13 protein-coding genes and 1 pseudogene are annotated in these 14445 nt (G+C 34.7%); 5 read left to right on the top strand and 9 right to left on the bottom strand.

All coding sequences use genetic code 11. The annotated features are described in order from the left end of the window. Window positions 1-57: 57 nt before the first annotated feature. Window positions 58-1059 (top strand): LLM class flavin-dependent oxidoreductase, encoded by a 1002-nt coding sequence (locus QO182_RS10050; protein WP_371561352.1) that lies wholly within the window; start codon window positions 58-60, stop codon window positions 1057-1059. Window positions 1060-1065: 6 nt separating this feature from the next. Here the strand turns inward: QO182_RS10050 and QO182_RS10045 are convergent, their stop codons facing one another. From QO182_RS10045 to QO182_RS10035, 3 genes are all read right to left on the bottom strand, one after another. Continuing rightward, window positions 1066-1998: a transglutaminase gene (locus QO182_RS10045; RefSeq protein WP_371561349.1), complete on the bottom strand. Its 933-nt coding sequence runs from the start codon at window positions 1996-1998 to the stop codon at window positions 1066-1068. A gap of 22 nt (window positions 1999-2020) precedes the next feature. Then, complete coding sequence (locus tag QO182_RS10040) at window positions 2021-2872, bottom strand: substrate-binding domain-containing protein (protein ID WP_371561347.1); 852 nt, start codon at window positions 2870-2872, stop codon at window positions 2021-2023. Window positions 2873-2986: 114 nt separating this feature from the next. Beyond that, a complete protein-coding gene (locus tag QO182_RS10035) occupies window positions 2987-4504 on the bottom strand; it encodes a succinate CoA transferase (RefSeq protein ID WP_371561343.1) in 1518 nt (505 codons plus the stop codon). 170 nt (window positions 4505-4674) lie between these two features. Between QO182_RS10035 and QO182_RS10030 the strand changes: the two genes are divergently transcribed. Then, window positions 4675-5481: an AraC family transcriptional regulator gene (locus QO182_RS10030; protein ID WP_371561340.1), complete on the top strand. Its 807-nt coding sequence runs from the start codon at window positions 4675-4677 to the stop codon at window positions 5479-5481. A gap of 231 nt (window positions 5482-5712) precedes the next feature. Here QO182_RS10030 and QO182_RS10025 read toward each other — a convergent pair. The 6 genes and pseudogenes from QO182_RS10025 to QO182_RS10000 all read right to left on the bottom strand — a co-directional run. Beyond that, a pseudogene (locus QO182_RS10025) lies at window positions 5713-5805 on the bottom strand (ABC transporter substrate-binding protein); the annotation flags it as partial. A gap of 24 nt (window positions 5806-5829) precedes the next feature. Further along, window positions 5830-6360, bottom strand: coding sequence for a GNAT family N-acetyltransferase (locus QO182_RS10020; RefSeq protein WP_371561338.1), 531 nt, complete (start codon window positions 6358-6360; stop codon window positions 5830-5832). Window positions 6361-6492: 132 nt separating this feature from the next. Beyond that, window positions 6493-7362, bottom strand: a complete 870-nt coding sequence (locus QO182_RS10015; protein WP_371561335.1) for a nucleoside phosphorylase — start codon at window positions 7360-7362, stop codon at window positions 6493-6495. Between the two features lie 148 nt (window positions 7363-7510). After that, the gene (locus QO182_RS10010) at window positions 7511-7840 is read right to left on the bottom strand and encodes a translation initiation factor (protein ID WP_371561332.1); all 330 of its coding nucleotides are present in this window, start codon (window positions 7838-7840) and stop codon (window positions 7511-7513) included. 239 nt (window positions 7841-8079) lie between these two features. Then, window positions 8080-8463, bottom strand: a complete 384-nt coding sequence (locus QO182_RS10005) for a GxxExxY protein (protein ID WP_371561330.1) — start codon at window positions 8461-8463, stop codon at window positions 8080-8082. A gap of 171 nt (window positions 8464-8634) precedes the next feature. Further along, on the bottom strand, window positions 8635-9585 hold the full coding sequence (locus QO182_RS10000; protein WP_371541835.1) for an isopenicillin N synthase family dioxygenase: 951 nt from the start codon (window positions 9583-9585) through the stop codon (window positions 8635-8637). Window positions 9586-9758: 173 nt separating this feature from the next. Between QO182_RS10000 and QO182_RS09995 the strand changes: the two genes are divergently transcribed. From QO182_RS09995 to QO182_RS09985, 3 genes are all read left to right on the top strand, one after another. Continuing rightward, a complete protein-coding gene (locus QO182_RS09995; RefSeq protein WP_371561327.1) occupies window positions 9759-11735 on the top strand; it encodes a thiamine pyrophosphate-dependent enzyme in 1977 nt (658 codons plus the stop codon). A gap of 68 nt (window positions 11736-11803) precedes the next feature. Then, complete coding sequence (locus QO182_RS09990; RefSeq protein ID WP_371561324.1) at window positions 11804-13552, top strand: DUF885 domain-containing protein; 1749 nt, start codon at window positions 11804-11806, stop codon at window positions 13550-13552. Between the two features lie 48 nt (window positions 13553-13600). Next, on the top strand, window positions 13601-14431 hold the full coding sequence (locus tag QO182_RS09985; protein ID WP_371561498.1) for an RHS repeat domain-containing protein: 831 nt from the start codon (window positions 13601-13603) through the stop codon (window positions 14429-14431). Window positions 14432-14445: the final 14 nt, after the last annotated feature.

Raw genomic sequence — 14445 nt, 5'->3', positions numbered from 1 at the left:
TTGTGCCAAAACAAATAATACAATCCTTACTTTTGTTGTTACAATAAGAAATTAATCATGGATAAAAATAATCTTTCTCAAACAAGAATATCGGTTCTAGACCTCGCAATAGTTAGAGACGGGGGAAATGTAGCTGATACTTTTAAAAACAGTCTTGATCTTGCTCAACATGTTGAAAAATGGGGCTATAATCGTTTTTGGTTAGCAGAACATCATAACATGCCAGGAATTGCCAGTAGTGCAACTTCTATTTTAATTGGATATATTGCGTCAGGAACATCTACGTTAAGAGTAGGCTCTGGTGGAATTATGTTGCCTAATCATGCGCCACTAATAATTGCAGAGCAATTCGGAACACTGGCAACACTTTTTCCTAACCGAATCGATTTAGGTCTAGGTCGTGCTCCAGGAACGGATCAGTTTACTGCAGCAGCCTTAAAAAGAGATGAACATGCAGCTCAGGAATTTCCCGCTAATGTCGAAGAACTACAACTGTATTTTTCTGAAGGGAATAAAAAAGGACGTGTTCGCGCTATTCCTGGTGAAGGATTAGATATCCCTATTTGGATTTTAGGTTCGAGTACTGACAGTGCTTACTTAGCGGCTGCTAAAGGCTTACCTTACGCCTTTGCAAGTCATTTTGCGCCTGCTCAATTGCTAACCGCCATATCGATTTATCGCAATAATTTCCAACCTTCAGAACAATTAAAGGAACCTTATGTTATCGCTTGTGTCAATGTAATTGCAGCCGATTCTGATCAAGAGGCGGCTCGTTTAGCAACTTCTTTTAAAAGGTTGTTCCTAGGGATTATAACGGGAAATAGACAGCAGCTTAAAGAAGCGGTCGATCCTGGCGAAGGTTTTATGGATCCAATGGAAGAAGCAGCATTGCAACAAATGATTGCGTACACGTTCATAGGCGGACCAGAAAAAGTAAAAAAAGAATTAGACTATTTTCTTGAAAAAACGAAAGTCGATGAATTGATGGTCGCTTCTGCTATTTATGATCATGACGCTCGACTTCATTCTTATGAAATTTTGGGACAACTGAAAAAATAAGTAGAATTAATATAGTGTTAATGCACCCAGGATTTCTTCTGACATGAAAGGACCTCCTGGGTATTTAGCCGTATAATCAAGGTTTAGCCAGACTTGACCGCGTTCATCAATATGATAGTGAAGTTGCTTTTTATAGCTTTCCTTTTCAAAAAGCACATTTTTAATCAAGTAATTGACGGTTTCCAGATCGTTTAAGGTACCTATCAGTATTTCAGGATAAATATGTCCTTTAGTATGTATAAGTCTTGGCGTACCTCCAATGGATCGTACCGCCGCAGCCATCAAAATAGAATGGTCGTCACAATCTCCAGAAAAATAATCTAATGATTCACTTGCGGTAGCAATATAGTCTCCATCTTTTGGGTCGCTAACATAATTCCAACGGCTGTTTATTTCTTTAAATACAGCAAAGCATTGTATTATAGTTCGATAATCAGAATATCCTCTTATGTTTTTGAAATGTTTTGAAGTAGCCATAATAGCAAAGTTCCGCACTCGGGGATTTTGATATTCAATAGCATTAATAATCTTAGATTTATTGGGAAACGGCAGCAGTTTTGCAATTATGATATCTTGCGGGTTTGGATTATCAGACATCGTATATAACATCGAATCATAATCTTCATATACACTGTTAAACCCATAGTTTCCAGATGCTGTTCCGTAAAATAAAACTAAAATATATAAGAAGATGCAAATGATAATAATGGTTCTTAAAAGTCTTAAAATCAGCTGAATTACAACGATTATAAATAAAAATAAAAGAATTCTGTCCAGATTAAAAAACCAGTTTAATTCTATTAAATTCTCGTGAGCTATGATGAAAAGAGGGATTGCTATTAAAATATTCATTACAAAAATGATAACGTCATCCCAGGGTTTTTTAACCCGAAGTTTTTGTTTAAAATTTTTAAAAGAAATATTTTTAATGTTCATCATAGTGCCACCAACAATCAAAAAACTAGAGTAGTTTTACAATTTCATCAAAAGTACCTATTTTATCAATGATTTTCAGTTGAAATAGTTGATTTTGAACATTGTTTAACATTTTAGTGGTTAATGGTTTTTCTGACCATTCTGTTAACGATAACCATTCTTGAATATCAGCTGTTTTTTGGTGATAATTAGCCGCTAAAGTTTGGTCTATATCAGGAATGTCTTTGAAAATTTTGGTAGTTGTATTGATACAGCTCAAAATTTTTTTAATAATCTCTGGATTATTTTCCAATATTTCATCTCGTACAGCAATTACAAAACAAGGCCATGGGGTAGGACAATCTGCAATTCGTCTAAAAATTCCTTTATCTACTAATGGTTTAGTCATAAAACGTTCCCACATGAAGTAATCAGCAGTACCAGTGGTCAAAGCTTCAACAGCGCCGTCAATGGTATTGATGATTTCAAATTTAAGGTTGTCTGTATTCCAACCTTGATTGCCGGCATTTACGTAAGCCATTAATTGAGAGCCAGAACCTAAACGCGAAATAGCCACCTTAGTATTTTCTAAATCGGAAAGGGTGTTATATTTGGAGTTGGCTGCCACGTGAATTCCCCAAATCAATGGACTTTCTACATAAACCTGAACAATTTTAGAAGGATTTCCGGCAACGATATCTTTTACAATTCCTTCTGTTAATATTACCGCAATATCAGCTTCTCCATTGCGGAGCATCTGACACATTTTACCAGTTCCTTCAGGTACATCAGTCCACTGTAAATCGATATTATGGGCTTCAAAATCTTTGTTTTCTAAGGCTAAATGCCAAGGTAAATTGAAATGCTCCGGTACTCCGGCAATTTTTATTGTTTTCATTTTACAAATTTATTGCTAAGGTACTAAGAGAAACGAGGATTTCAAATAAAAAAATTCCCTAAACATAGAAAAATGAATAGGGAATCAACAAATTAAAAACTGAAAAATATAGATTTAGTTAGATAATTGAATCGCTTTCTTTTGCTTCATACTTCCAGTTTTTGCAAATCGGGTATAGAAAGAAAAAGCTTCTTCTAGTAGGTGAGGAGTTTGTCCACCACCTAAACAAGCCCGATTGTAATAATCAGTTAGTTCCTCTTGGTAATCTGGATGAGCACAATTTTCAATTATCACTTTTACGCGTTCTCTTGGTGCTAAACCTCTTAAATCAGCTAAACCTTGTTCAGTAACTAGAATATCTACATCATGTTCTGTATGATCTATATGAGGGACCATAGGTACTACATGCGATATTGCATTGAATTCTTTAGAAGCTGACTGCGTGACAAAAATGCTTAAAAAACTATTTCGGGCAAAATCTCCAGACCCACCAATGCCATTCATCATTTTAGTCCCTGAGATATGTGTTGAATTTACATTGCCATAAATATCAAATTCGATAGCGGTATTAATAGCTATAATTCCTAATCTGCGTATTACTTCGGCCGAATTACTAATGTTTTGAGGACGGAGAACCATTTTGTCTTTATACTGATCAAAATTTTCTAGCACTTGTTTGTAACAGGCTTCAGAAACTGTGATCGATGATGCCGAAGCAAAATCCATTTTTCCAGAATCGAATAACTCAAAGGTGCTGTCTTGCAATACTTCAGAATACATGACTAAATTTTCAAAATTCCCTCTTGAAAATCCTGACATCACTGCATTAGCAACTTTTCCAATACCTACTTGTAAGGGCATTAATGATTTTGTTAGTCTCCCAACTTCGATTTCATTTTCAAAAAATGCTAAAAGATGATCAGCAATCGCAGTTGTTTTTTCATCTGGGGCACTAACTAAAGCAGCACTATCCGGAAGTTCTGTAAACACAATTCCCACTACTTTTTTAGGATCAATAGTTATGTAATCGACTCCAATTCGATCATCAGCAGATTTGATATTGACAACATCTCTATTTGGATATTTATCATGCATATAAACATCATGTAATCCTTTAAAATTTAAAGGTATAGAGGTGTTTATTTTAATAATAATTTTATCTGCTAAGTGTGCAAAAGTGGCTGAATTTCCCACAGATGTTGTAGGTATAATATTTCCTTTTTCGTCGACGTATGTAGCTTCAAGAATTGCAAAATCAAGTTTTGGTAAATGTTTGTTTTCCAATAATTCAGCAGTCTCGCTTAGATGTTGGTCTATGAACAATACCTCACCTTCGTTAATTTTGTTTCTAAGTGAACTATCGGCCTGGAAAGGCATTCTTTTATATAATGCATTATTTTTGGCTAGATCAGCATCCGTGTTGTGTCCTAAAGAGGCGCCGGTAATAAGTGTAATAGCTACATTTTCAAATTCTGCTTTTTTTGCAAATGCAGGAAGCACCGCTTTGCTATCGCCAGCTTTTGTAAATCCGCTTGTGCCTACTACCATTTTATCTTTTAAAAAACTGGCAGCTTCTTGTGCAGAAATTATTATGTCTTTGTAACTTTGAAATCGAATTCGCTCTAAGTGCATAATTTTTATTTTTAGTAAGGAATTTAATAATAATAGGTGTGTTTTATTGATGAATTAAAAATATTAGATATTTTAATTTATTAATATTACAATATTACAGAAATTTACAGTTGACAAAATATCTTAAAAAGACAAATAGCTATCCATTTCGGACACCATAAAAGCAATATATGATTGAAGAAAAGTATTATATAAATAAAGTTGACACGGATAAAAAAAGTATTTATTGTCATCATGATTTAATGGGTGAATTACTAATTCCAACTCATAAACATGACAAAGCTCAAATGTTATACACTGAAGGTGGTATTGTGTATGTGATTACGCAAACAAATACTTATTTCTTGCCTGCCCGCCATTTTATGTGGATTCCGGCGGGGGTGGAGCACAGTATTCATACCAATTCTGAAAACGTAATCATGAGAAATTTATATTTTCCTGTTAAAAAGAATGAGCATACTTTTTATGAAAGTGAAGGGATTTATCCAATCAACGATTTGCTACTTCAAATGATGCTTTTTACCAATAGATGGGATGGAAATTTAATAAAAGGAAGTCGAAATTATGATATAACGAAAGCTATTAAAGCAATTTTACCTACAATATGTTTGAATAACTTGCCACTATCCTTGCCTTTTTCTAAAGACGTTCGGCTAACAAAAATAGTAAAGTACTTAGATGATAATTTAGGGGAAAGCATTTTATTTTCTAAAATAGCTGTTCAATTCGGATTTAGTGAGCGCTCACTATATCGATTGTTTCAAAAAGATTTAGGGATGTCATTCATACAATACCTCACTATTCGAAGGATTTTAAAAGCAATCGAATTATTGTTAGAAAAACACCTTACCGTCAATGAAGTGGCGCAAGCTGTAGGCTATAATAGTGTACCGACTTTTAGTAATACTTTCTACAAAATCCTTAGACAGCGACCGTCGGACTATATAAATGGAGAGCGAATTCTAAAAAGAAGTTAACAATTTGATTTGCTAACTTCTTTAATTTTTTCCAATATTCAATTTAAATTACTTCGCTAATTTATCTAAAGTAGAAGGAATCAGTTCATCTGCCGCTTTGTATGTATCAGGGTTAAAAGTTCTCGAAGCATGATTAGCAATAATAGCTTCAGCGATAAGGCATTGTGTCTTAAAAGCGCTAAAAGTCAATGTATTGCATTAGTTTCGAATTATTCGTAATACTCCTAGTTACACCAAGGGTTTGGTCATAAAGTGTTCCCAAATAAAATAATCGGCACTGCCATTGCTTAAGGCTTCAACAGCCTCTTCTATGGTGTCTACAATTTAAAACTAAAGGTTGTCTATTCTTCAACCTTGATTATTTGCATTTAATTCATACCAAAGACAAGCAATACCATTCCAATCAAACTCGTTTTTTTGTTGCATTCCTAATTTCTCTAGAATCCTGCGCGAACCAACATTTTCAATATTTGCGGACGCATACATTGTTTTTATGTCCATAATATTGAATCCGTAATCGAGCCAGGCTTTTGCCGATTCGTAACCAAATCCTTGTCCCCAATAATTTTCAATAAATCGATAACCTATTTCGTAGAAGTTAACATGGCCATTTTCTGGTTCAGTAATGAATTTTATACCGCACCAACCTATAAAAGTATTTGTTTCTTTCAGAATAACCGCATAGCGACCTACTCCGTTTTCAAGGTATTGGTTTCTGATATTGGCGATATATTCCCTGCTTTCTTCTATTGAAATAACGGGCTGATTACCCAGAAACTCATGTACATTTGGATTTGAATCCAAAAGAAACATTCCTTCGGCATCGGAAGGAATAATTTTTCTTAGTGTTAAACGATTAGTTTCGATAGTAGCATTCATTTTACAATGAGTTGGTATTTGTACTGTATATTTTCGGCCTAATAGAACTCGAAATCTTTTTTTGAGGTTTTCATCGAAAAAAAGATTGTAATCTTGTCTAAAGGACGAGACGGGAAATGACTCCTAAATAAATTAATTATTAGCTAATTTGTCTAAAGTATAAGCGATTAATTCATCAACTGCTTTGTACGGATCTGCACTAAAAGTTCCTGTAGCACGATTTGCAATAATGGCATTTAATGATAACGCATGGTGTCCTAAAAGTGCGGAAAGGCCATAGATTGCAGCAGTTTCCATTTCGAGATTAGTGATTCTATTATCTTCAAATTTGAAATTATCCATTTTAGAATTTAAACTTTCGTCTTGAATATTCAAACGCAATACACGACCTTGAGGCCCGTAAAAACCTCCAGCAGTTGCTGTAATTCCTTTGTGCATTTTGTCGCTTTCGATGATTTTCTCCAGTTTTTCTGAACAGGCAATTATGTAAGGCTTTCCTTTGCGCACATCCCAATTAGTATGTTTTACAAAAGCATCTTCCATCCCTAGGATTGACACTTCATCAACAAGATAGGAGCGAAGCATATTATCCAAGCCTAAGCCGAATTTAGCCATCACAAAACTATCCACGGGAATATCAGCGTGCAAGGATCCCGAAGTTCCAATTCTAATGATGTTTAGCGACATAAGCTTTTCTTTTGGTTGGCGTGTTTCTAAATCAATATTTACTAAGGCATCTAATTCATTGATTACAATATCAATATTGTCAGGCCCTATTCCTGTTGACATTACTGTTATTCTTTTGCCTTTGAATATTCCTGTTTGGGTTTTGAATTCTCTTTTTTGAGTAGAAAATTCGATGCTGTCAAAGAATTGAGTTATTTTTTCTACACGGTTTTGATCACCTACAAAGATGATATCGTGTGCAATATGTTCTGGTTTCAGATTCAAGTGATAAACGCTTCCGTCTGGATTTAGTATTAATTCTGATGATTGTATCATTTATTTTTATGTTTAACCGCAAAGTTCGCAAGGTTTTTCGCAAAGTTCACAAAGTTGTTATTATTAGAGCGTCCTATAGAAGGGAGTCTATGTCAATTCTGATTTTTATTATTTTCGTTTCCTCCCCTTTGGGGAGGTCAGGAGGGAATTAACCTCCCACGCGTTTTACTTTGAAACCTTTTAATTTCAGAATTTCCATGATTTTATCGCGGTAATCTCCTTGAATAATAATAGAATCGTCTTTAAAAGTACCACCAACGCTTAACTTGGTTTTAATTTCTTTGGCTAGGATTTTAAAATCCTCGTCAGATCCTTCATAACCTTCAATTACGGTAGTAGCCTTTCCTTTCCTTTTTTCGAATTTACAAATCATAGGTTCTTTTTGAACGTATAATTCATGCGGAGCTTCTTCCACTTTCTCTTCGGGACCGGGCTCGTGGTCTGGGAATAGATTTTTTAATTGGTCTTGTAAGTCCATATTTTATGTTTTGATTAAACGCAGATGACGTGTGTTTTATTTTTTGTTTTCAGATTGCGTTTAAATTGAACGCAGATAACGCGGATTTAAAACGGATGGTCACGGATTTTTTTTATTTACTTGTAATCTTACTTTCTGTTATTGCTTTGTTTTTAAAATGAATATGATATGAATAATAGAACGCGGATGACGCAGATTTAAAATGAATAATCGCGGATCTTTTATTTATACTGAAAGCATTATTTTTGGTTATTTTGATATATTTTTCTAATAAATTCAGGCTTTTTACCAAAATTTAAAAGCAAACCAACCTCACAGTCAGTAGATTTTAAATAATTTATTAATTGAAACTCATTTGCTTCAATCAGATAATCCTGAGCTTTCAACTCTAAAATTATTAAATCATTTACTATAATATCTGCAAAGTATTCTCCGACTTCAATTTCTTTATAATAAACTTTAATTTTTTTCTGAGCTTCAACTTTAAAACTATTTTCTTTAAGTTCATAATATAAAGCATTTTGATACACTCTCTCAAGAAAACCATATCCAAGTTCATTGTAAACATCATAAAAATGTTTTAAAATATATTGAGTTAATTCTCGATGTAAAATACTACTCATAAATATTTAAAATAAAACGTTTTATATAAAATTGATCTGCTAAAATCCGTATTATCAGTGTTCCAATTACTTTAAACTCAAATCAGCATTCTCAATGTTGCAATGTTAAACAAAAGAAAAAAGACATTAAGTAAACTTAATGTCTTTTATTACTTGAAGTAAATTTAGGAATTATTTTTTGATTAATCCTAAATCTACCAAACGTTCATATAGGTAATCACCAGCAGTAATATCTTCAAATTGTTTTGGATGTTCTGCATCAATGCAGTTCTCTAAACAATTCAATGGCATATCACTCACAGGGTGCATAAAAAACGGTACAGAATAACGTGAAGTTCCCCATAATTCTCTTGGTGGGTTAACCACTTGATGAATCGTAGATTTCAATTTGTTGTTCGTGTAACGAGATAACATATCACCTACATTTATTACCAATTCATCCGGTGCAGCAATGGCATCAATCCAATCCCCGTTATGGTTTTGAACTTGAAGTCCTTTTCCCTGAGCTCCCATTAATAAGGTGATCAAGTTGATGTCACCATGAGCAGCAGCGCGAATCGCATTTGCAGGCTCTGAAGTAATAGGTGGGTAATGAATGGGTCTTAAAATAGAATTTCCGTCTTTGGCGAAATTGTCAAAATGGAATTCATCCAGTCCCAAACGCAACGCTAAAGCACGTAACACATAAACACCTGTTTTTTCAAGCATTTGGTATGCTTCTTTACCTACCGCATTAAAGCGTGGTAACTCTTTTACTTCAACATTTTCAGGATACTCTGAAGCGTATTTTGAATCTTCACTCACATACTGACCAAAATGCCAAAATTCTTTCAAATCTCCCTCTTTTCGTCCTTTGGCATGTTCTGTTCCGAAAGAAACATAGCCTCTTTGCCCTCCAATCCCTGGAATTTCATAGCTATGTTTAGTTTCTAACGGTAAGGCGAAAAAACTTTTTATTTCACCATACAATTCTTCTACCAATTGATCATCTAAAAAATGACCTTTTAGTGCTACGAAGCCAATATCTTCAAATGCACTTCCGATTTCATTTACAAATTTTTGTTTACGTTTCGGGTCGTCCGAAAGGAAATCACGCAAGTCAACACTAGGAATGTTTTGCATATAATACTTATTTTTTAATAACTTAGAAGGCTTTAAAACCCTTCCAATTACAAATATATTAAATAATTTTATATTAGAATTTTAAAAGACAATAAGTAGATGAAATAATATAACAAATTTAACCAAAACTGTTATATTTTTTTATCTTTGAATCGCGTAATAAAGCCAATAAAATGAACTTTGACAGAAAAAATCTTACTGACGAAACCTTATTAGATTTATATAAAAGGATCCTTAAGCCGAGGCTTATTGAAGAAAAAATGCTGATCCTTATTCGTCAGGGAAAGGTATCCAAGTGGTTTTCAGGAATCGGGCAAGAAGCCATTTCGGTTGGAGTGACGGCAGTTTTGGATAGGGATGAATACATCTTGCCTATGCACCGTAACTTAGGGGTGTTTACCGGCCGTGATATTCCATTGTACCGTTTGTTCTCGCAATGGCAAGGAAAAGCGAATGGCTTTACCAAAGGACGTGACAGAAGTTTCCATTTTGGAACCCAACAGTATAAGATTATTGGGATGATTTCGCATCTTGGTCCGCAATTAGGTGTTGCTGACGGAATCGCCCTGGCTAATAAGCTAAAGAAAAACGGTAAAATTACCGCAGTTTTTACGGGTGAAGGCGCTACTAGCGAAGGAGATTTTCATGAAGCTTTGAATATTGCTTCAGTTTGGGAGTTGCCTGTTATGTTCGTCATTGAGAATAACGGCTACGGTCTTTCGACTCCCACAAACGAGCAGTACCGTTGCGAAAATCTGGCAGACAAAGGAAAAGGATACGGAATGGAAAGTCATATTATTGATGGAAATAACATTCTGGAGGTATACAATTTACTGTCAGAATTAAAAATATCAATGATAGAAAAACCGCGTCCCGTTTTATTAGAGTTTAAAACCTTCAGAATGCGCGGACATGAAGAGGCGAGTGGTACTAAATATGTCCCTCAAGAATTAATGGATCTATGGGCTGCAAAAGATCCTGTAGAAAATTACCGTAGTTTTTTAATCGAAAACGGAATCCTTACGGACGAGTTTGACGCTACATTAAGAAGTGAAATCAAAAATGAAATCGATGAAAATCTGGCTGTTGCCAATGCAGAACCGGAAATAGAAGCAACATTAAGTGAAGAGTTAAATGATGTTTTTAAACTATATAACCCTGAGGTAATTAATCCGTCAGAAGATACAGAAAAAATAAGATTTATAGATGCGATTTCGACCAGTTTAACGCAATCTATGGAACGTCATGACAACTTGGTTATTATGGGTCAGGATGTTGCTGAATATGGAGGTGCTTTTAAAATCACCGATGGATTTGTAGCACAATTTGGAAAAGAACGTGTAATCAATACACCTATATGTGAGAGTGCCGTGGTATCTGCGGGAATGGGATTGTCCATCAACGGATACAAGGCGATTGTCGAAATGCAGTTTGCCGATTTTGTTTCGACGGGATTCAATCCGATTGTGAACTTATTGGCCAAGTCACATTACCGTTGGTTAGAAAATGCAGATGTTGTTGTTCGTATGCCTTGCGGTGGCGGAACGCAAGCGGGGCCTTTTCATTCACAGACCAATGAAGCCTGGTTTACTAAAACACCCGGCTTAAAGGTGGTGTATCCTGCTTTTCCTTATGACGCAAAAGGTTTACTGAATGCTTCTATAAATGACCCGAATCCAGTGCTATTTTTTGAACACAAACAACTGTACCGTAGCGTGTATCAAGAAGTACCAAAAGACTATTACACCTTACCACTAGGAAAAGCGGCTTTGCTGAAAGAAGGAAAAGAGGTTACTATCATTGCTTTTGGAGCAGCGGTACACTGGGCTTTGGATACATTAGCAAGTAATCCTGAAATTTCAGCAGATTTATTAGACTTAAGAACGCTACAACCTTTGGATACCGAAGCTATTTTTGCTTCCGTTAAGAAAACAGGAAGAGTAATTATATATCAAGAGGACTCCATGTTTGGAGGTATTGCCAGCGATATATCGGCAATGATTATGGAAGAATGCTTTAAATATCTGGATGCTCCAGTAAAGAGGGTAGCGAGTTTAGACACCCCTATTCCGTTTACAAAAGCACTGGAAGATCAATATTTGCCAAAAGGCCGATTTGAAAAGGATTTACTGACTCTTTTAGCGTATTAATTATAGATTTTAAAATGCTGTTCATCGAACAGCATTTTTTTTTACCTTTAAAATCTCAAATAAAACCAATGAAAAAAAATATTTTCTCCATTCTGTTCCTAGTTTTACTGTTTTCATGTCAGAAAAAAGAGGAAAAGAAAGTTCCAATAGATTCAAATAAAAACTTCGAGAAATACAAAGAAACTTTTGTTACTTCTCTTTGGGAATTGTATCCGGATTGGGCTGCTAATCAAGGATATCATAAGTTGGATAGTGTTTTGGTAGTTTCAGACTCTAGTTATATAAAAAGACAATTAGATTTTGCTCATGCTCAACTGGATTCGCTGCAAAACTACTCTTTGGAAAACCTTACGGACAATAATATTATTGATTTTTACATGATACAAAATCAATTAAAAAGCTCGATTTTTTCCATTGATAAATTAAAATCTTACCAATGGAATCCGGCAGAATATAATGTGAGTGGAGCTTTCGCTGAAATATTAAATGGAAAATATGACTCTTTAGAGGTCCGTCTACATAGTTTTAATTTGAAAATGGATGCGGTTCCGGCTTATTATGAAGCAGCGAAAGTAAATATAAAAAACCCAACGCTAGAACATACCGCTCTTGCTATTTCTCAAAATTTAGGAGGCATATCTGTTTTCGAAAAAGACTTGATTTCCGCTTTAGCTAAAAGTAAATTATCCAATACTGAGAAGAAAGAGATTAAAGAAAAAGCAAAAACAGCAGTACATGCTATTGTGGTTTACACCAATTGGTTAAAGGATTTAGACAATAAAACGCCTCGCTCTTTTAGGTTAGGTGAGAAATTGTACACTGAAAAATTTAATTTAGATATTCAGTCTAGCTATAGTGCCGATACTATTTTTGTAAAGGCAGTAAATCATAAAAAAGAACTGCACGAAAAGATGTTTGCTTTGGCCGATTCCTTGTGGCCAAAATACATGAAATCAACAGCTAAGCCAGCTGATAAGTTACAACTGATTAAAATGGTAATAGACAAGATTTCCCTTCAACATACTACACCTGCTAAATTTCAATCGGAGATAGAGAAACAAATACCTGAACTCGTTGCGTATGTAAAAGCCAAAGATTTACTTTATATAGACCCTTCAAAGCCGTTGGTTGTACGTAAGGAACCGAGCTATATGGCTGGAGTTGCAGGAGCTTCGATTTCGGCACCTGGGCCGTATGATAAAAATGCCAACACCTATTATAATGTAGGTAGCATGTCAGGTTGGAGTGCAGAAAAATCAGAAAGCTATTTAAGGGAGTACAATGATTATATTTTGCAAATACTAAACATTCATGAGGCCATACCGGGACATTATACTCAATTAGTATATAGCAATCAGTCGCCAAGTCTCATTAAAGCAATTTTTGGGAATGGAGCGATGGTAGAAGGTTGGGCAGTTTATGCCGAAAGAATGATGCTGGAAAGCGGATACAAAAACTCAGCTGAAATGTGGTTGATGTATTATAAGTGGAATCTAAGAACGACTTGTAATGCGATATTAGATTATAGCGTGCATACTAAGAACATGACTAAGGAAGAAGCGATGAATTTGTTGATTACTGAAGCTTTTCAGCAACAAGCTGAAGCAGAAGGGAAGTGGAACCGCGTTAATCTGTCTCAGGTTCAGCTGTGTTCTTATTTTACAGGCTATACTGAAATTTATGATTTTAGGGAAATGCTTAAAAAAGAACAAGGTGCTAAATTTAGCCTAAAACAATTTCACGAGCAATTTTTGAGCTACGGTAGCGCTCCCGTAAAATACATTAAGGAATTAATGCTGAAAGAGAATAAAAAGTAAATCAAATTCAGCATTCTGTTATTTTTGGAATTCTAGAAAGAACCTAGAATCCAGTCGCGGATTAAGTATAAATACAACGGAAAAGAATTGCAAGACGAGCTGGGGCTTAACATGTACGACTACAGAGCGAGAAATTATGACCCTGCACTCGGCAGATGGATGAATATCGACCCTAAGGCTTTTAAATATCCTGATATTTCTCCTTATGTATATTGCATTGATAATCCTCTAGTTTTTACAGACCCAACAGGAATGGAAATTGATGTTTCATTTATTTATGAAAAAGATAAAAAAGGCAAATATGTTAATCCTGGATTAGTTAAGGCTTTTGAGTTTTTTGCAAAATCTAAACAAGGAATTTCTTTTCTTGGCAATTTTGCTAAAGCAGGACAAGTTATTGCAGGACATCAGTATGAAAAAAGTGGCAAATTTGACAAGAATAATACCGATTTAAATTTTGTTAAAAATAAAAGTAGTGCAGATGCTAGAACTGGTTCTGAAATTAAAAATGGGCGTATGGAAATTTCAATGGAATTCAGTGGGGGAGCAGATGGGAAGGGAAGATTAGATGGACTAATAGATGATATTGGACATGAATCATTTATTCATGCTGAAAACATAGCTGAAGATTATTATGATGATAAAACAATAAATTATTCTAAAATTGACAAAAATATTAGAGATTGGGTGGATGATGCTGTAAAAAATGGCTCTTATCCAAAAAAATGGGCAGAAAATTTAAAACAACACCGTCAAGCAAAAACTCATGGTACTTTAGAAATAAAACTATTGCCAATATTGCAAGAATATTATAAGAAAAATAATATTCCAAAAACAGCTCAAGAAATAAAGAAAGAAATTAATTATTATACAGAATAACTTAACTTATTATT

This window comes from Flavobacterium sp. Arc2 (assembly GCF_041431385.1).
Taxonomy (GTDB): Bacteria; Bacteroidota; Bacteroidia; order Flavobacteriales; family Flavobacteriaceae; genus Flavobacterium.
The sequence above is the reverse complement of the archived record's forward strand: the minus strand, read 5'-3'. Positions and strand labels throughout refer to the sequence as shown.